Source organism: Candidatus Bathyarchaeota archaeon, assembly GCA_026014725.1.
In the GTDB taxonomy this organism is placed as follows: domain Archaea; phylum Thermoproteota; class Bathyarchaeia; order Bathyarchaeales; family Bathycorpusculaceae; genus Bathycorpusculum.
In genome coordinates this window covers 239,207-256,935 of record JAOZHV010000044.1, presented here as the reverse complement: position 1 = coordinate 256,935, position 17,729 = coordinate 239,207, and the positions used below count along the sequence as shown (strand labels likewise).

The following is a 17,729-nucleotide window of genomic DNA, read 5'->3' as shown; positions in this document are numbered from 1 at the left end:
AATATTCAGGGAGCCTATGTGCTTATTTTTGGCGGGGGGCGCACCCGCTTTTTGCCTAGTTTAATTCGTAGTGCTATGCGGTAGAGTTTACGCAAAGACTTCACCAGTTGCTCAACATTTGGGGCAGTAGAATAAATAAGCGGTATCTGTTCGTACTCAGCTATGCGCACGGATTCTTCGTCAGGGCGGGTCTTATGGAAAACTACTATTCTAGGCTTTAAGCTACTGACTCGCACAATCATCATGGGCAAGCATCCAGATTCAACATTAGTGAATACCAGTGCTCTCTCGGTCGTGGCACCGAAAAGTTGAGCGTAGTCCAAGCCAGAATATGCCTCAACTGCCTTGCGGCTATCTATAACAGTGTAGCCGTTAACCTCTTTAACGTACTTTTCCCTGCAAGCAACCACTTCTCCGCCGATAGCTTTGCACAGGTATTCGACACGTACAGGAATGGGAAATTCACGCAAATCCATCACTGCCATGCTGGGTGAACTGGTTAGTTTTGCGAATTCTCTTATGAAGCGGCTACCCTTTTGCTCGTCAATCTGCAATAATGCAAGTACAAACCTTCGGATGAACTTTGCACCCGGGCTTTCTCGCCTGCCACTTTCATAGTCACTAATAACGGAGGCGGAGAGCTTCATGGCTTCCGATAAATTCATCTGAGAAATTGCGAAAAGTTCTCGCCACTTACGCATGGTTGCCCCTGGCTTATTTGAGAGGATTATTTCTCCAGCGATTCTTCTAGCTAAAACTTCTCGAAGACTAGGTGACACAGACATTGGCATAATTCTCCATGCGTACTCTTCCCTTTCAGGTTGAGGTATAAAACTTTAGCGCTTTTTGAGACAGGCTTCGAATTCTTATATGTCCTGAGTACTATCTCGGAGTCTGAGTGCTGAATTGCGTTTATAAGGAAGATTAGCGTACTAATGCAGTAACGTTCAAAAGTCAAGCCGACGGATAGAACGTTACTAACATTGCAAAAGAAACAACTATAAAAAGGAGTGAAATAAAAATGGCAGAAAAATCTAATGACGTGATTTTCGTTGGAAACAAACCACCAATGAGCTATGTGCTCGCTATCATAACAGCATTCTCTTCAGGAGCCCAAAAAGAAATAACTCTAAAAGCACGAGGCCAAGCAATCACCACCGCCGTTGACGTTGCAGAAATCACCAGAAGTCGCTTCATCAAAGACCTTAAAGTGACAAAGATCGCAATCGGAACCGCAGAGATGCCACCAAGAGAAGGCGAAAACAAGTCCAGGATGGTTTCCACGATAGAAATTACTCTATCTAAGTAGAACCATGGCAGGACAAACCAATAAAAAACGGGAGTTTTAAGCTCTCCAACCTTTTTACCAAAAAAAGAGTTACTTGTTTTTGTTGAGGTAATCCTCGACTTTTTCAACAACTTCCATGAACGCCACTGTTGCCGCAGAATTTTTTTGTGACAAAACAAACGGCGTTCCCTTATCCGAATCCACACCGACCTTTGGGTCAATGGGAATGCTGCCCAAAAAAGTCATGTCCGCTTGCTGTGCCATGTCTTTTCCGCCGCCAGCCTGGAAAATCTCGGTTTTTTCACCACAATGCGGACAAATAAACCCGCTCATATTCTCCACTACGCCAATGATTGGCATGTTTAATCGTTGAGCGAAAGTTATGGCTTTCTTGACTATGGAGCTTGACAACTGCGAAGGCATAGTAACAATTACTACACCGTCAATTTCAGGCAAAAGTTGAGCGATACTGAGCGGTTCATCACCTGTTCCAGGCGGCAAATCGATGAAGAGGAAATCTAGTTCGCCCCAAACGATGTCTGAGAGAAACTGGCGGATAGCTCTCATTTTTAGGGGACCACGCCAAATGGTCGGCATCTGCTCGGACAAAAAGAAATCAATAGACATAACCTTCATGCCCAATGGTCCCTCAACAGGGAAAACACCTGGCGGGCCAGTTTTGACTTGTCGTCCTTCTAAGCCGAGAAGTTTTGGAACGCTTGGTCCATGAATATCTGCGTCTAAAACGCCGACTTTTTTTCCTTTTTGGGCGAAAGCCGCGGCAAGGTTCACGGTTATGGTGCTCTTGCCTACGCCTCCTTTACCGCTTATTACGGCTATTTTATGTTTGATTTTTCCCATTCTATCCTTGAGCCTTTGTTGCTCTTCGGATTGTTGTTGCCTGTAAGCTTCCAGTTGAGCCATGTTTCTTTCTAAACTCATAAAAACACCAGTTCAAATGTTTGTTAGGTGATTCTTAAGTAAGCTAAAATAGTTTATGGTGCTACAGTAACAAGTCAGCAGATAGTTTTATGGTGATAGAATTGGTGAACCTACAGGATATATGGGAAGCACAAAAAGTCATAGCGCCCTATGCGAAGCAAACGCCTTTGAAACGCTCAAACTTTCTAAGTGAGGTATGTAAGGCTGATGTTTATTTGAAGCTTGACAACTTACAGGTCACTCATTCATTCAAGATTCGCGGTGTCATAAACAAACTGTTGCACCTAAGTCCAGGAGAGAAGGCTTTGGGAGTTGTGACGGCTTCGGCTGGCAATCACGGGCAAGCCGTCGCTTTTGGCGCTCGGGAACTCGGCTTTTCTGCTAAGGTTGTAGTTCCGACTAACACGCCGAAGGTTAAGGTTGACGGGATAAGGCAGTTTGGCGCTGACCTTTTGTTGTATGGTGACACTTATCCTGAATCTGAAGCTAAAGCCAAAGAAATCGCCAAACAAGAGGGGCGCCTCTACATTTCGCCGTACAATGATGAGTTAATTGTTGCTGGGCATGGAACTGCCGGGTTAGAGATTCTCAAAGAACTGCCAAATGTTGATGCGGTTATTGTGCCCGTTGGGGGTGGAGGCTTAATCTCGGGTGTTAGCATAGCGGTTAAAAGCCAAAAAACGAGCGCTGAAGTTATTGGTGTTCAGTCCGAGGCGGTGCCTGTTATGTATGAGTCTTTGAAGGCTGCCAGAATCGTTTCCCCACACAGACACCAACCTTACACTGTTGCTGAGGGGCTCTCTGGCGGGATAGAGAGGGGCTCCATAACCTTCTCAATCGCGCAACGGTACGTTGACAGGGTGGTTTTGGTTAAGGAGGAAACGATTAGGAAAGCGGTTTATTTGCTTTGGAAAAACGAGAATCAAATCGTTGAAGGCTCAGGCGTTGCAGGCATTGCGATGTTGCTGGAAAACAGTGGCTTGTTTATCGGTCAAACGGTGGCTGTAGTTATTACTGGCGGAAACATTGACGACTCACTGTTCAAAAGCATCGTAGACTCGCAACGGGAATGCCGTTAGCCAAGTTTGTAACCTATTTTGCGCAGAAACTGCCGCCTTTCCGCTATGTCGTTATCAGTTTCTATGCCTTTACTTTTCAATCCGTCCACAACACCGATGATGCCTCTTCCTTGCGTAGTTTCAGCAACCAAAACTTCCAGCGGGTTGGCTGTTGCAGCATAAATCGTGCAGACCTCGGGCACTTTCTTGATTTTATCCAAAACATTCAGCGGGTAAGCGTTTTTGATGTAGATTAAAAAGCTGTGACCGCAGCCTATTTCGAAGGCTTTCTCAGCAACCAAACGCCTCAGTTCCTCATCGTTTCCTTCTTGCCTGACAAGGCAGGGTCCAGAACTCTCGCAGAAAGCCAGCCCAAATTTGATGTTGGGCACAGAGTTAACCAGTGCTTCGTAGAGGTCTTCAGCGGTTTTTATGAAATGTGCCATGCCTAAGATGACGTTGCAGTCTTTAGGAGGATCAATTTTAACCTGTTTAAACTCCATTATCCTTCAGGTCTCCGTGTTTATGTTTATCTGATGCAGAAATATAACTTTTAACCGTGTGTTTGAGCGAGTGAAGTCAATGATAAATTTTTATATTTCTCATTACAATGCATACTGACGTTGCAAGAAGCAATTTTTGCACCGTAAATGTTAGAAGGAGTTGAAAGTATAGTGTCCGGAAAAGAAATGCACAAGGCAACTTGCTCTGAATGCGGTCAAGAATGCGAAGTTCCATTCAAACCAGACCCAAACAGACCAGTATACTGTCGAGAATGTTGGTCAAAGAAACGACCCGCAAGGCCAAAACGATATTAAGCTAATCGCTTAATCAACCGTTGTATGCTTATTCTATTTTATTTTTTAATCAACCATTTCCTCTTGTAATTCGCCTTTGCATCAAACAAAACCTAAATATCATCGAATGCTAATGAATGGAAGAAAAGCAACGGGCCGGTAGTTCAGTTGGTATGAACGCTTGACTTGCACTCAAGAGGTCGGGGGTTCAAATCCCCCCCGGTCCACTTATACATGCTTTCTAGTGATTCCCGGTACTCTGGCGGTTGCTGTGGTTAACCTTGTTATTTGCGTTTTCTGAAGATTTTGTTGCGGTCAAAGTCGCATACGAACTCAAAGCCTGATTCTATGAGCTTGCAGGTGCATTGAAAAAATCCCAAGAAACGGGAATTGAAAGTAAAGGCTGACGCTGTATGGGAAACACTCGACTAAATACTTGAGGGGAATATCAGTTCATTAATCAACCATTAACTTGAATTACGCCCTTGTTTTGAGCCAAGACGTAATCTTCGCCTCAATCTGGTCTCTTACTTCCCTAAACTTCGCTAACTGCTCTTCTTGATAACCCAAAACCGAGGCGGGGTCGTCGAAGGCGCTGTTAATGCTAGGATCTATGCTCATCTAGCATCGCGCATTTAAGGAATTTTTTAACAGCTGTTGGTCAGGGATAGATTTGGGTAAATCTTTTAATAACAAATCCCCCTAAAAAGGGCGCAGACAACCAAGAAGGGACGTGAATAACAATTTTGGTCATAAGCCCAAACTGCCCAAAAGATGTAGATTTGGTTTTTTGGATGCGTGAACGGTGCAATGCAGAAGAATATTACTTAGATAAAATACAGCAAGCAGGCTTTAAAGTGGAAATCATCGGTGAAGATAAAGAAATAAGCAAAACGAATTACAGCGGAATAGCTCTCGAGAGTATAAAAATTGAAGCAACAGAACGGAATCGATGAAAAATGAAAAAACAAATGCTTGCCGTCTTATTTCTTGCAGTTGTGTTGTCGCCATTTTTCGCGAATGTATTAGCAGCTTCTTCGGGCGATGATTGGTCGATGTTTCGCGGAGATTTAAAACACACTGGCTACTCAACTACGGCTCCTGCAACATCGAATGAGGTGCTCTGGAAATTTGACACGGGATCAACTATAGGTGCATCCCCAACGATTGTAGATGGAAAAGTCTACATTGCATCTAACGCTGGCTCAATCTATTGTCTTAACGCAAAGGATGGCTCCCAAGTATGGAAAGTTAGCTTAAGCTTTAGGTCGATAGTAAGTTCCTCTATAGCTTATTCTGAGGGACAACTCTACTTTGGGAGCTTTAACGGTTATGTATACTGTTTAGATGCTGCTGACGGTAGAATCGTGTGGTCTTATTCAACGAGAAATAGTATTCAGTCGTCTCCAGCAGTCGCAAATGGTCGTGTTTACATCGGTTCTTGGGATGGAGACCTCTACTGTATAGATGCACTATCAGGCAAAAAGATTTGGAATTACACTACAGGTGCGTTAGTGGATTCTTCTCCTGCAGTTGTGGATGGCAGAGTTTATTTTGGTTCAGCTGACAAAAACGTTTACTGCCTTGATGCTACATCAGGAGAAAAAATCTGGAGTTATGCTACAGATAAAACCATACAATCTTCCCCTGCAGTCGTAGATGGATATGTCTACATAGGTTCACAGGACAGCAACATCTATTGCTTAAACGCTTTAACTGGCGAAAAGGTGTGGAACTCTTGGATAGAAAGTTGGGTTGACTCTTCACCTGCCGTCGCCAACGGGTACATCTACGTAGGTTCAGGCGTATCCGATACCCCAGATAAAAATGTCTACTGCTTAAACACGCAAACTGGAGAAAAAGTCTGGAACTACCAAACCTACGATGGTATCTATTCCTCTCCCGCCGTGGCCGGTGACTATGTTTATATCGGCGGCTGGGACGGCAACATTTACTGTCTCAACGCGACAGATGGCGCGGAAATCTGGACGTACACGACACAAGCTCACATCAACTCCTCGCCCGCAGTCTCGGATGGAATCGTTTACATTGCATCATGGGACCACAATGTGTACGCTTTGGGGTCTTCGAAGGCGGCAGGTCAATTTGGTGGCGTTGATAGCTGGGTAATCGTCGTTGCGGTTGTGGCTACCGTGGTGGTTTTAGCTGCCGCTATGTTCGTGGTTAGAGGAAAAACAGGGTTCCAAACGTCCAAAACGGCGATAGCTGATTAACGGTTTCAGCTTCAGGTTCACCCAACTTACGCACCTGCCATCCTTAACTCCAACGCCACAGAGAAAAGACAACAAAGCGAGTTAGCTCTCAAGACACTACAAAACAAGACACAATACCTGCTTACTATTTTCAAGAAAATAAAATTGCCTTTATGCTCTTTAATTAGAAAAAATCCTTTTTTCTGTCTAAAAAAGGGAAATTGTCTGCGTAGAAGAGGCAGAATTTGGCGATGCCGCCACCAGTTGGGGTTCAAATCCCTTGGTCCACTTTTACCGTTACTTTTTTTACTAATTTTTGTCTCAGCGCTCTTTATGATTTTGAAGTTTTTGATTTTTTCTAGGCAGTGACATCTTCGGTTAATGATTTCTAACCCTTTTTTAGGTCAAAAAAGTTTATTTTGGCAAAGGGGAGCAGGATTTAATTTGTTATGTTTGGTTCCAGATGTGTTCAAAGTAGCTTTGGGCTAATTCTATGAGGCGGGGGTTGTTTGACCAGATCACAGATGAGTTTGAAAATCCAAATTCAGGAGTGTTAATAAGAATAATCTCTTTTTTGTCAAAAACAGCAAAGCAAACAGAGGGTACTGAATCAAGATATTTTATTTGGATATTAGGGTTTTTCTTTAACTCGCGAATTTCCTTTGATTCACGAGGACCTGCGTGGTCTTCAGTCATAACCCTGAGAACTATTGTGTTGCATAAAGGGTTCTGAAAGTTTTCAAGGATAAGTTGTTTGCATTGGAAAAATTCCTTCTTTGAACATAAGACGCAAATTTGTTCCTTTGAGTTTCGCATAATTTTATGCAGTTTAGCGATAATTGCATCTCCTCCAAGGATAGTAGTTAATTGGCTGTCTTCTGACCACTGTGTGTGTAATGTCCTTTCGCTTAAAAGTCCGATGAGCGCGCTAGCTCTTTTGCCTAACTCAACAGTTTCTTTATTTCTTCTCAGCATAAGAATGCTTACTGCATCTGCAATGGGGAGAGGTTTGAACTTTGTTGGGAACGTTACGATTTTTTCAACCAGACCAAGTTCTTGCAAATCTATTAGTGCACGATAAGTGTCAGGTCGGGCTACAGTTGACTTCTTTGCCACTTCTTTTACCGAGGCAACCCCTATGTCTAGAAGGGTCAAGTATGTTCGTGCTTGAGATCGTTTGAGACCAAAAGCGATCATTATTTTTGTGCTTTCGTCGTTTTTGTCCAATGTGGTTTTACTCTCCCGGGGCACAGGTTAAACAGAGATGTAGTGTTTCGTTAGACATAAGATGTGTGATATATAAAGTGTTCTCTGTAAGCGTCTTTCAAGTGGAAGAATTTCCACCAACAACAGCTTATAAACCAAAAACTATGGCAATAACGCTTTAAATTGAAAGGTGACCAAATGATTAGCGAACCAGCGGAAAATAAAAAACAATCAGAAAACACAGTTTTTGAAGACTTCGACAGCCTAGCCGTTAAAGCAATTGATGAAGCCCTCTCAACACTTGGAGAAAAGCCAAAAACAGCAATCTACTCTTACCTCAATAGCAAATATCACATTGACAAAAAAGGGATTCCGCAACGAATCGAAGACTTTTCAAAAGCCCTCGAAGACCTGCTAAAATCAGGCGCTGCACAAATGGAAATTCTATGCAGGGAAAAACTTTTTTTTCACGTTAAGAAAACATGCGGCGAGTCAATTTGTGAATGGATCACCCCAAAATTGTCCTTCAAACAATATGTGCAATTTATGGAACAACAGTATAAGAAAAGTAAAAATGTAAAGGAATAGAAAAACATGCATTTTACACCAGTGCTTGCCTTCGTTAAAGGAACGTAACTTTAGATTTATCCGAACCATATGAGCATTTGGTTTTGTCGCAAGAGGTCAGGGTTCAAATCCCCCGGTCCACCAGAACTTTCTTTTTCGGAACAATTAAAAGGTGGCTCATAAGAATCAAATTTCATATTTTATAATTGACTGCTTGGCAGATGAGCTTTCAGTGGGGCGAGGCAGTACATAGCCCAGCCCATATATTGACTTTGGAACTGTAAATAATCATCTTGGTCGGTGCGGAAGTATTTGAATACCTGTGCATAATCAGGGTGGTTGGGGTTTTCTTCAAGCCAACGTATCAGTCCATACCAACTATCCGAAATGTACCTGTCCCAGTCGTCACGGCTGGAACGGATGATGCCTTCGAGTTCATATCCTTCATTTCGGGTAAATTGAGCCAGTTCTGGTTCCGTGTGGGTAGTTGTCTGTTTTTGGGCATATTGCGGATGTACTTGATTGCTAAGCCAGTGAGTTTCACCGATGCCGAGGCGTCCATTCTGATGCACAGTCCGCTTCATCGCCTGGATTGTATGTTGGAAGCCGCCAAAAGCAAAAGTTGCCCCAAGGCATGTTGCGGCATCGAAGACCTCCTCTTTGAACACGTAGTCAGCCGCGGGAGAGCATACGATTTCGATTTGGTCCCACAGCCCTCTCTTGGCCAGCTTATCTCTGGCTCGGTCGCAGAAATCTTTGGATATATCTATGCCAATACCGGTGATACCGAATTCCTCAGCCCAGAGAATGAGCGATTCAGCGCAACCACAACCGAAGTCGATAACCCGACTGCCTTTTTTTAACTTGAGCAGTTTGCCGAGTTTGATAATTTTTTCGGGTGTAGAGGGGTTGAGTATCTCCATATAGCGGTGTGAGATGCTCATAAGTTCAAAGAATTCCGTGATTTAAGCCTCCTTTAGGAATGGTGACTTCATTATAATACCAGCCATTAATGATTGCTATGGAGAATAATGCGGTAATAATAAAGTATTTGGCGGCTGCTTGTTCCATTGTGTTTCGCTTTTAGTAATCTTCACAAAGAAAAGAGGTGCTTTCGAGCGGGACCTCGAGCTTGTCGGGGGGTGGGGGTTAAAATCGCCGGTCCATTAGAATGGTTTAGTATTACAAGAGTTTGATTTTTTGGTGCGCCCTCACACTAATTAAGCGCCAAAGAGAATATATCCATAGTAAGGAAATAAGGGAAGCTACTGAATTGTCTAATCAGATTGTTGGTTCAATAGCTAGGCTGTCCGTTCCGTCAGTTAGTGCCTCAACGCCTGTCACTGAGATTGCCTCAATAATGACTAAGCAGAACATAGGTGCTGTTATAGTAACCAGAGATTTTGAAGTCTTAGGCATTGTGACTGAAAGAGACATAATAGAGCGGGTTTCTCTTGGAAAAAGAGACCTATACGGTTTAGTCGCTCAGGACATAATGACTTCGCCTGTAATCACTATACACTATGATAGAACGATTCAAGATGCACTCAAAATTATGAAGGATAACAACATAAGAAGACTCATCGTTGTTAAAGGCAAGAGCATCCTTGGATTAGTAACTGAAAGACGATTGTTACTCGCAAGTTTCGCTGGGCATACCAAAAAAGAAACCACTTCACACTCATAGCTTACCGCGATAACGTGAACTTGCTTTCTGGAAGATTAATAGGCGTTTCTACTTGTGGCAACGTCCACAACCAGCAAGCAATCCACCTCTCAATCTGATGCCAAAAAGCAACGTTTCCCACAACCCGCTGATTGTTGTTGTAAGGGGGAGGGGCACTCACAACAACTACTAGAAAAAACAGCAAAGACTAAAAAAATGGTTCATCCAAAAATGGTTGTGTGAAGAACCATAAAATCCAAAACGCCCACCACATACGACGGTATCCAAAAAGCGATTGTTAATAGCGCTATTTTTCTGCTTTTAACCGCAAACGTTGTTGACTGCGGACGCCAAAGCGCCACAAGCCATGCCGAAAAAACTAATGCTGGAACCGAAAAGATAGCGTGTAAACTGTTCATCACCAACCGCAAAGGTGTACTGGCAAATGTTTCTGAGGAACTGCCGCTGAAGGGATCCATAAGCAACACTGAAGAGAAGCCAACTATCCATGCGCAGACCACTATCAACATTATTATTTGATGGACAAAGTAGTTGCCTCTCAGCCTAAACCACATGCTCAGTATAACTAGCGCTGTCCAAATGGTTTGCATGATAAGGTTAATTTCGGCTATAGTCAAACCAACGTGATAAAAAGGAAAGAAAAGTATACTCAAAATTTCTGCCAAAACCACCGTGAGAATGGTTATTAGTGCAATTTTGCCTTGTGAAGGGCGACGCAACGCTGGTCTTCTCAGATTTTTGCCTCTTACAAATAGAAACAGCGTGGAGGACGCCAGCACTGCTACAACTACACTCAACGCAACTACCAAGTAGAACAAAGTCTGATTTAATACCTGAATCTGAGGGCTCCACATGTTAGTGGCAATTGCTTCTATTGTGACCGTCAAGTCCTCAATGTACCAGCCATCCTTGTTTGTAATGTTTCTATAGACTTCAGAGGAGGCAACAAACACGCCAGTGGCTTTATCCCATTCTTTGTGTCTAAACGAGTCGTTGCCATATGTTACAGTTCGGATAGCCCCTAACACTGTTTTTTGTTCTTGGCTTTGGATGGTTACGTTAACAGGTTTTTTGTTGTGTATTGAAGAATCGTAAAACGTGTCTCCTGGACTAAGGTTGGAGGGAATGATTATCCATCCGCCAACATTGCCTTCAGTAAAGTTAAACTTCCAAATAGCATTGCCTAATGTTCCGTTAGCATACCTAGAAGTTAGATTCACTGAGAACGCTGTGCTCTCAACGGACAGCACTTCTATCTTAAACCATCTGACATCGTGTGTTGGAGGAGGAGTCCCAACGCCACTCACGTTAACGTTGTACTCAATCCAGTCACCTTCTTTGACTCCTACCGAAGGCGTAGCATAAGCAAAAGTTGACAGGGCAACAAGTGGAACTGTAACTATGAGGGTTGCCATGATTAGAGCAGCGAAGGCTTTCATATCTATCAATCAATGGCGGGCGATTGCAGCCTTAAAGCGTTTTTCGTCAAGAAACTTTGAGCAAGCCAAATCAATGGTTAGTCAAGAAAGTTTGACTAAATTTTTGAATGATAATTTACATAAGGAAACCAAGTCAATAATGTCAAGAGGGTTACTGCTCAAGCAAGAAACCTTAGAAACAGCCAGTCCAACAGTATAAACATAAATCTTCTTTTTTGAGCCCCTTATTGTTCGGTGCTTCAATCACTGCCTTAACCATTTCCTCAATCGTTAAGAAGCGCAGTGTCGTGAACCCTATCCGTTTCCTAATTGACTCAACCATTGTCTCATAATCACTGCGTTCTGAGACGACGGGGTTAGTTCCTGGCTTTATCTCCTCAGTTTTCCTGTAAGTGGCAAGGTCGCTATGTTTAGTTGCAAGGTCATAAATGCACGGGTGGAATTGAGGCGGCGAAGCTATGCGTCCATGGATTTCTTTTGGCTCAAAGGGCAAAATCTTCTCGCGTAAAAGATTGCGAAGTTGAGTCCCCCGCCTAATTGAGTCATCAACTAAAATAATGCTTTTTCCGCGAATCATCTGAGGATTCGGTACCTGCTTGTATTGGGCAACAAGTTCACGTTTTTCCTGAACAGGAGGAATGTAGCTTCTGCCCCAGCCAGGAGTGTATTTTACGAGTGGACGGCGAAGCGGAGCCATCAAATCCATTGCATCGTTGATTTTCTTCTCGCATTCCTCTTGGCTTATCTTTCCAGCATTCAAATCTGCGAGTGCTTTTTTGGCAGTTTCCTTGGTTAACTCGATTTTTCTTTTGGCGTACCCAACTGAATGCGGTAGGCCTGAATCAGCGATTCCTAAAACCAAGTCTGCTTTAATGTTGTCGTTCTCCGCTAAGAAGCCGCCGCAACGTTCTCGCACAATTTCTGAGTTTATGCCATAGAAATCTGAGGCTGGAAAACCAGAGTAGATGTGCAGGAATGGGCAATACTTCTTTTTTCCTTGTGTGTTAATTCGGGTTACGAAGCCGTTTTGCCCAAATGCAATGATTTCGCGGTAATCAAGGAATTTGTCGATATGGTATCCTAGGTTTGGAAAGGCTGTGGTTTCAGAAGCAACAACCCAACTGCCCTCTTTTGAGCCTGCAACGAGGGGAAAAGTGTCTCCTGCGGCGTAAATAGTTCGGTCGCGTTCTGAGAGCAAAAGCAACGAGATTGTGCCTTCGATGGCTTGGTACATTTTTTGTATACCATCAACTATACTGTTTCCCCTGCAGATGAGCTCGCCAACAAGCTCTGTTTGGTTTAAGATGTTTGTTCCATGTTTTTGCATGGATTTTTTGAAGGTTGCACCATTCTCGGTCAGGGAAGCATATACTTGTTGGGGGTTTTTTATCAAGCCGACAGTGCATAAAGCGAAGGTGCCGATTTTTGACTCAAACTTTATCGGTTGCTCCTCTTGAGTATCGCTAATTACACCGATGCCTAGTTCGCCGTTTAGTTTTTCATAGTACTTGCCAAAGCGAGACTTGAATTGGCTGTTGCTGATATTGTGGGAGATGGTTTCGATGTCACCGTCAAGTACGGCTAATCCGCCAACCTCTGTTCCTAAATGAGTGTTATAGTCAGTTCCAAAGAACAAGTCTTTAATGCAGCTATTTTTTGATGCGACACCGAATAAACCGCCCAGCATGAACAACACCAATGCAGTTAGCATGTCGCTACTTAACCTAAAAGGCTTACTATCCGTCTTCAGGTTTTAATCCCGCAAATAACAAACCAAAATTTTTCAAACCTCAAACTGGACACTTAGTACAAGAAGACCCGAAAACCCTTTTTTATATGGTTAAGTGCACAATTATTTTATATCCTGTCAACTGGAAACTAATCTTTTGGTGGTAACTGTGGAAAAACGTGAAGGCTTACTTGCTTATTGTGGTCTTTGTTGTGAAGATTGCCATGGGTTCAATGGGCGAATCCCAGACCTCGCAAGAGACCTGCGGGAAGAACTGCGCAAATCAAGATATGATAAATTCGCTGGGTTCATATCTCAATGGGGATTCGGTAAAGACTTTAAGGATTATGACGAATGCTACAAAGTTCTTGGCGCAATGGTAAAGTTTCGTTGCAAGAAAGGATGTAAAGGAGGCGGTGGTTCACCGTTCTGCAAAATCAGGAAATGCGCTCAAGAGAAGGGCTTTGAAGGCTGCTGGCTGTGTTCTGGTTTTGAGACGTGTGAAAAGCTAGAGTTCCTGGTTCCTGTCCATGGAGACGCTCACAAAAAGAATCTGCGGAAAATCAAGCGCGATGGAACTAAAGCTTTTGTTGAGGGCAAACGGCTTTGGTACAGCCCACCTAAAGGAGCTAAATGAAAATTCATTTACGATTGATGAGCGTTTAAATTATCGCATGTATAATAATCCCTAATAGGTTGGTTTGGATGAGTGGTAGCGATTTTATCCCTGTTATAAGTGCCGAAGAGGTTAAAGAGGGCACCATTAAGCCAGTTACAGTTGTGGGCAGAAGCGTACTACTGATTAAACGCGATGGACAAGTGTATGGTGTTGCAAGTCGTTGCCCCCACATGGGCTGTTCTCTTGCTAACGGAAAACTCAATGGGTACATTTTGACTTGCCCTTGTCACGGTTGGAGTTTTGATGTACGTAACGGTCAGTATCAAAGCAATAAATCGATAGTGTTAATGACTTTTGAGTGCAAAGTCGAAAACGGCCAAGTGCTCATGAGAATGTTCGACGACTTCTAACATACACAAAAAAAGTGGCGAACAAAACATGGAATTAGATGAACTAAAAAACCTCTCCAAGGAGCAAATTTCGGCAGTATCCAAAAAATTAACTAACGCTGACGTAGATTTTCTTATACCGTTTTTAACTGAAAAGGATGACAAAATCAGATACAACGCATTTCTGCTCTTACAAGCGTTTTCCAAAGAGTCACCAATTGTGTACAATTATTGGGATGTGTTGGAAGAAAGATTATCAAGCGACAACTCCTATCAGCGAAGCATAGGCATAATGCTTCTTGCAGAAAACGTACGCTGGGACAAGCAAGACAGGTTCAGCAAAGCAATCGGCAAGTACCTTCGTTGTTGTAATGACGAGAAATTCATAACTTCCCGCCAGGCCATCCAAGGACTCCAAACAATAGTGAAAACAACCAGCAAATACAATCAGGAAATCAAGCAGGGTCTAGCCAAGCTGAAGCTTTCTCAGTACAAGGAAAATCAGGTGTCACTCTTAAATCGGGACATAACCAATGTTCTCAAAGAGATTGGGAAGAGCCATCTATAAAACTTGAATTAAGAAAATTTTCTACGAGGCAAGATTTTCTGAAGTTGCTTAAAATTTGGCAATTTGCTGTTATTAAGCTATATATAATGGATTTTATAGTTTTCTGAAAGCAGAATTAGCGGTAGTTCGAGGGATAACAAGGCTTGGATGAAGTGTTAGAAATGCTAGATAAACTAGCAAAACGCATACAAAAAAGTGTTGATGAAACCAAAGAATCATCTACAAAACAATTAGCATTGTATGAGCAGTTACAGAAATTGCCAGAAGCAACGCAAGAGCAAAAAATGAAGGCGTTCATCGGGCAGATGCTTGATTTGTACCGTTTAGAACGCTTAAATTCTCAGTTGAGTTTGCTCTACACGCTTCAGATTTTTGCTTTCAAAGTTAAAGTGCTTGAGGTTTCCGTTGAGAAAATTAACGAGCAACTTGTCAAATCTGGGGTCTTGCAAAAAAGTGGTGAAGTGGAAGACATAAAGAAGAACATTGAAGCACTCAAAATACTCATTGAAGCACAATATGAGTCAATGAAAGAAATAAACGAAACGCAAGTCAAAAATTTGGGTTATATTCATTAAAAAATAATAAAAAGGCAACCTTGGTGGTTTTTCACCACTCATTAGGTTGTATTGCCAGCATAGTTTGTTTGGCTTATCCTACGATCTTTTCCCAGCTTGTAACGAGGTCGAGAACTTCTTGACCCGCTTTGCCGCCGTAGCTCTTTAGGCGTTCCCGTGTGTCCTTTTCTGCGATTGCTTTCTTTTGGAATTCAACCATCTGTGCCGCTTTGTCTGTGAGGTATAAGAGGCCGTCTACGCCTGCTCTTGCCATGCGAACTGAGACGGTTAAGAGTTCGCTTGGTGTTGGTGTTTCTTTGGGGTCGTCGCCTGGACCGATAACGTAGAGTGCAGCGTTCAGTTTGACGTCTTTGAAGAGTTTTTTGAAGTTGCGTGTGAGGGTTTCCCAGTACCATGGTGTTGCGTAGTTTTTGCTGAACATGACAACGAGGAATTCGTCGGTGAGTGGTGCTAAATCATCGAAGTTTACGCCGAAGCGCTCATAGTTTGTGACTGGGTCTGGGAGGACACCGATGTAGAGTGGTTTCTTTGCTTTGTTGCGTACGCGATCGCTGACTTGTGCCATGTAGTCGGTGATTTCTTTTCGTCTCCATTCATACCAACTCAGACCGCTTTTTGCGTGGAGTTCTTTGCAGCGTGGGCATATGCAGTGTCCGTGTTCGGCGAAGTGGATGCTGTTTAGCCAGATTCCTTGGCTTTTACGTGCTACGTCTTCGATGTAATCAAGTTGCTCAGCGCGGTGTTCTGGTTGAGTTGCGCAGAGAACTTCCCAGCGTACGTTGAAGTTGTCGTTTGTTCTCCATGCTGGACCTAGTGCGGATTGTGATATCCAGTCTGGGTGGAGGCGTGCTGTTACGTTGTCTCCGAAGATGGCGATGTTGCTGTGCATGTCTGCTTTGGGGGGCATTCGTCTGCCTACTTCTGGTTTAACTCGGAAAAGGTCAAAGTCGAAGCCTGGAACTTTCTTTGCTTCAAACATGTATGTACCGAATTTCAATTTGCTCTACCTTTTTAGAACTCAAAACGCTCGGCGATGTTATAAAGTTTTGCTTAAAAAGGCATAAATTGGTCGTATACTGAAAAAGGCTGTTGGTGATGGCTCGTTACTTCTCTTCAGGAGGTTTCTCCCATAACTCCAGCTTTTCCTTCTTGAGTTCTGTGCGCTTACGTTGCAAATACTTGTAGACAGTGTGGTGCTGGCATCCGTCAATAATCATTTGCACAGCGTTACGTGCAGAATCAGCTTGTTCGAAACTGCCGATTATGCCAATGGTGTGTCCATAAACTACTACGTCAGCTTCTGTTAGTTCTTCGATGAGTTTGCGTGTTTTGCCGTCAGCACCAATGATTCTGCCCTTTATACGTTTGATATCGGATTCTGAGCGCCCGAAAATCAAGCGCAAGTCTACAACATCAAAAATGTCATCTTCGTTTCGTATGAGGCGGAAGGCTGTTTCTGGGGGGAAGCCTCTGCCAATGGCAGTGACGATGTCTTTTGCTCTTAATAGCAACGAGGGGTCTGTTGCTGTTTCTGATAATGTGATTGTAACGCTGCCTTCATTATCGATGTTTAATTTGACTGTGAGTCTGCTTTCTATGTACTGTTTAACTTTGCCTTCTGGACCAATCAAAATGCCAACGCGCTCTTTAGGAATTCTAACAAACGTATCAGGACCAGACATTACTTTCCAACAACCATATCGTGCAATTCTTCAATTGGAATAACTTTAACGTTTAGCCGACTAAAGAACCTATTCAAATTCGTCAAATCCCTTCGTAACATGAAGTCAGCCATCGGATGCTTCACAGAAACTGATTGAGACATGTCAAAAATTACAGGTTTGCCCTTCCACATTAAAATGTTGTATTCGCTCAAGTCACCGTGGACAAGCTGGGCTTTCTGGTAAAGACGTTTAAGATAAGTAACTATTAAACGGTAAACTCTTTCAGGATTCTCAGGCGGCTGCTCTTTTAATGAAGGTGCAGTAACGCCTTGCTTTCCTAGAAACTCCATGACTACTACGTTGCTTTTTACGGCTATGGGTTGGGGAACGTGAACTTTGGCTTCTGTTGCTTCTTTTAGGTTGCGGAACTCTTTCTGCGCCCAAGCACTAATCAAAGAGCGCGTGTCTCGCTTCACGCCTTGGAAGCGGGGGTCACCCTCGATGTACTTGAGCATGCCTTTCTTGAATTCAGCAGATGAAGTTAAGTAAATTTTTACTGCTAAATCCTTGCCTTCCTTGTCAGTAGCCCAGTAAACCCGTGCCTCCTTACCTGAACTCACAACGCCATTTAACTCATAAAAAATGCCATTATTTAGCATCTCAAAGACAACCATACGTGTTGCCTGATCAAAGACCTCTTCGACAGTTGCGCGTTCGTTGGACACGTCATGAATAAGCATTCTGTCTCTTCGTTCCACTGCTTTTTCGCGGTGTGCAAGGCGTTCCTGAGCTTTTCTAGACATAAATATTCACCATCTTATGACGTGCCAACTATTTAAAATCACTTAAATCAAATAAACCATTAAAAACATAAGCGCAAGTGCTTCTCGAAGGCAACCAGTATTCCGATTGAAAGTTTTCTTTATGTTCCTTCTGCTGTTTTCGATTTTGCGCGTTTTACTCACCTATCGTGAGTGATGCTTATTAG

At 43.1% G+C, this 17,729-nt stretch carries 24 protein-coding genes and 1 tRNA gene; 13 read left to right on the top strand and 12 right to left on the bottom strand.

The window, feature by feature from the left end:
* Positions 1-14: 14 nt before the first annotated feature.
* Entirely contained in the window at positions 15-785 is a 771-nt protein-coding gene (locus NWE95_08850; GenBank protein ID MCW4004001.1) for a transcriptional regulator, read from the bottom strand.
* A 236-nt stretch (positions 786-1,021) separates the two neighbouring features.
* Here NWE95_08850 and albA point away from each other — a divergent pair, with 236 nt between their 5' ends.
* Positions 1,022-1,309, top strand: a complete 288-nt coding sequence (albA, locus tag NWE95_08845) for a DNA-binding protein Alba (GenBank protein ID MCW4004000.1) — start codon at positions 1,022-1,024, stop codon at positions 1,307-1,309.
* 69 nt (positions 1,310-1,378) lie between these two features.
* On the opposite strand, the gene NWE95_08840 is transcribed toward albA, so the two are convergent.
* Positions 1,379-2,212, bottom strand: a complete 834-nt coding sequence (locus NWE95_08840) for an Mrp/NBP35 family ATP-binding protein (protein MCW4003999.1) — start codon at positions 2,210-2,212, stop codon at positions 1,379-1,381.
* 107 nt (positions 2,213-2,319) lie between these two features.
* On the opposite strand from NWE95_08840, the gene NWE95_08835 reads away from it, so the two are divergent.
* Entirely contained in the window at positions 2,320-3,309 is a 990-nt protein-coding gene (locus NWE95_08835) for a threonine/serine dehydratase (GenBank protein ID MCW4003998.1), read from the top strand.
* Here the strand turns inward: NWE95_08835 and NWE95_08830 are convergent.
* Positions 3,306-3,791 carry an adenosine-specific kinase gene (locus tag NWE95_08830; protein ID MCW4003997.1) on the bottom strand — a complete coding sequence of 162 codons (486 nt, stop codon included), beginning with the start codon at positions 3,789-3,791 and terminating at the stop codon, positions 3,306-3,308. The two genes, NWE95_08835 and NWE95_08830, sit on opposite strands and share 4 nt — an antisense overlap.
* Before the next feature lie 147 nt (positions 3,792-3,938).
* Between NWE95_08830 and NWE95_08825 the strand changes: the two genes are divergently transcribed.
* Both NWE95_08825 and NWE95_08820 read left to right on the top strand, forming a co-directional pair.
* Positions 3,939-4,106, top strand: coding sequence for a DNA-directed RNA polymerase (locus tag NWE95_08825; GenBank protein MCW4003996.1), 168 nt, complete (start codon positions 3,939-3,941; stop codon positions 4,104-4,106).
* A gap of 132 nt (positions 4,107-4,238) precedes the next feature.
* Positions 4,239-4,312: transfer RNA gene (locus NWE95_08820), tRNA-Ala, on the top strand.
* A 250-nt stretch (positions 4,313-4,562) separates the two neighbouring features.
* On the opposite strand, the gene NWE95_08815 is transcribed toward NWE95_08820, so the two are convergent.
* Positions 4,563-4,706 (bottom strand): hypothetical protein, encoded by a 144-nt coding sequence (locus NWE95_08815; protein ID MCW4003995.1) that lies wholly within the window; start codon positions 4,704-4,706, stop codon positions 4,563-4,565.
* Between the two features lie 125 nt (positions 4,707-4,831).
* On the opposite strand from NWE95_08815, the gene NWE95_08810 reads away from it, so the two are divergent.
* Positions 4,832-5,041, top strand: coding sequence for a hypothetical protein (locus NWE95_08810; GenBank protein MCW4003994.1), 210 nt, complete (start codon positions 4,832-4,834; stop codon positions 5,039-5,041).
* 3 nt (positions 5,042-5,044) lie between these two features.
* A complete protein-coding gene (locus NWE95_08805) occupies positions 5,045-6,319 on the top strand; it encodes a PQQ-binding-like beta-propeller repeat protein (GenBank protein ID MCW4003993.1) in 1,275 nt (424 codons plus the stop codon).
* Positions 6,320-6,745: 426 nt separating this feature from the next.
* Here NWE95_08805 and NWE95_08800 read toward each other — a convergent pair whose 3' ends face one another.
* Positions 6,746-7,525 (bottom strand): hypothetical protein, encoded by a 780-nt coding sequence (locus NWE95_08800; GenBank protein MCW4003992.1) that lies wholly within the window; start codon positions 7,523-7,525, stop codon positions 6,746-6,748.
* Positions 7,526-7,702: 177 nt separating this feature from the next.
* Between NWE95_08800 and NWE95_08795 the strand changes: the two genes are divergently transcribed.
* Entirely contained in the window at positions 7,703-8,092 is a 390-nt protein-coding gene (locus NWE95_08795; protein MCW4003991.1) for a hypothetical protein, read from the top strand.
* Positions 8,093-8,271: 179 nt separating this feature from the next.
* Here the strand turns inward: NWE95_08795 and NWE95_08790 are convergent, their stop codons facing one another.
* Both NWE95_08790 and NWE95_08785 read right to left on the bottom strand, forming a co-directional pair.
* Entirely contained in the window at positions 8,272-9,015 is a 744-nt protein-coding gene (locus NWE95_08790; GenBank protein MCW4003990.1) for a class I SAM-dependent methyltransferase, read from the bottom strand.
* Positions 9,016-9,019: 4 nt separating this feature from the next.
* Complete coding sequence (locus NWE95_08785; GenBank protein ID MCW4003989.1) at positions 9,020-9,142, bottom strand: hypothetical protein; 123 nt, start codon at positions 9,140-9,142, stop codon at positions 9,020-9,022.
* 202 nt (positions 9,143-9,344) lie between these two features.
* Here NWE95_08785 and NWE95_08780 point away from each other — a divergent pair, with 202 nt between their 5' ends.
* Complete coding sequence (locus tag NWE95_08780) at positions 9,345-9,758, top strand: CBS domain-containing protein (protein MCW4003988.1); 414 nt, start codon at positions 9,345-9,347, stop codon at positions 9,756-9,758.
* Positions 9,759-9,958: 200 nt separating this feature from the next.
* Here the strand turns inward: NWE95_08780 and NWE95_08775 are convergent, their stop codons facing one another.
* Positions 9,959-11,173: a hypothetical protein gene (locus NWE95_08775; GenBank protein ID MCW4003987.1), complete on the bottom strand. Its 1,215-nt coding sequence runs from the start codon at positions 11,171-11,173 to the stop codon at positions 9,959-9,961.
* On the opposite strand from NWE95_08775, the gene NWE95_08770 reads away from it, so the two are divergent.
* The gene (locus NWE95_08770) at positions 11,172-11,396 is read left to right on the top strand and encodes a hypothetical protein (protein ID MCW4003986.1); all 225 of its coding nucleotides are present in this window, start codon (positions 11,172-11,174) and stop codon (positions 11,394-11,396) included. The genes NWE95_08775 and NWE95_08770 overlap by 2 nt on opposite strands.
* Here the strand turns inward: NWE95_08770 and NWE95_08765 are convergent.
* Positions 11,370-12,884, bottom strand: a complete 1,515-nt coding sequence (locus NWE95_08765) for an amidophosphoribosyltransferase (protein ID MCW4003985.1) — start codon at positions 12,882-12,884, stop codon at positions 11,370-11,372. The genes NWE95_08770 and NWE95_08765 overlap by 27 nt on opposite strands.
* A gap of 211 nt (positions 12,885-13,095) precedes the next feature.
* Between NWE95_08765 and NWE95_08760 the strand changes: the two genes are divergently transcribed.
* The 4 genes from NWE95_08760 (at position 13,096) to NWE95_08745 (ending at position 15,077) form a co-directional block, all read left to right on the top strand.
* Complete coding sequence (locus NWE95_08760; GenBank protein ID MCW4003984.1) at positions 13,096-13,563, top strand: DUF3795 domain-containing protein; 468 nt, start codon at positions 13,096-13,098, stop codon at positions 13,561-13,563.
* 68 nt (positions 13,564-13,631) lie between these two features.
* The gene (locus tag NWE95_08755; protein MCW4003983.1) at positions 13,632-13,955 is read left to right on the top strand and encodes a Rieske (2Fe-2S) protein; all 324 of its coding nucleotides are present in this window, start codon (positions 13,632-13,634) and stop codon (positions 13,953-13,955) included.
* 28 nt (positions 13,956-13,983) lie between these two features.
* Positions 13,984-14,502 carry a hypothetical protein gene (locus NWE95_08750; protein MCW4003982.1) on the top strand — a complete coding sequence of 173 codons (519 nt, stop codon included), beginning with the start codon at positions 13,984-13,986 and terminating at the stop codon, positions 14,500-14,502.
* Between the two features lie 143 nt (positions 14,503-14,645).
* Positions 14,646-15,077 (top strand): hypothetical protein, encoded by a 432-nt coding sequence (locus tag NWE95_08745; GenBank protein MCW4003981.1) that lies wholly within the window; start codon positions 14,646-14,648, stop codon positions 15,075-15,077.
* A gap of 73 nt (positions 15,078-15,150) precedes the next feature.
* Here NWE95_08745 and NWE95_08740 read toward each other — a convergent pair whose 3' ends face one another.
* The 3 genes from NWE95_08740 to NWE95_08730 all read right to left on the bottom strand — a co-directional run bounded on the left by NWE95_08740 (position 15,151) and on the right by NWE95_08730 (position 17,544).
* A complete protein-coding gene (locus NWE95_08740) occupies positions 15,151-16,074 on the bottom strand; it encodes a hypothetical protein (GenBank protein ID MCW4003980.1) in 924 nt (307 codons plus the stop codon).
* A gap of 106 nt (positions 16,075-16,180) precedes the next feature.
* Positions 16,181-16,759: a KH domain-containing protein gene (locus NWE95_08735; protein ID MCW4003979.1), complete on the bottom strand. Its 579-nt coding sequence runs from the start codon at positions 16,757-16,759 to the stop codon at positions 16,181-16,183.
* Positions 16,759-17,544 (bottom strand): serine protein kinase RIO, encoded by a 786-nt coding sequence (locus tag NWE95_08730; protein ID MCW4003978.1) that lies wholly within the window; start codon positions 17,542-17,544, stop codon positions 16,759-16,761. The genes NWE95_08735 and NWE95_08730 overlap by 1 nt, the downstream gene beginning before the upstream one ends.
* Positions 17,545-17,729 lie beyond the last annotated feature (185 nt).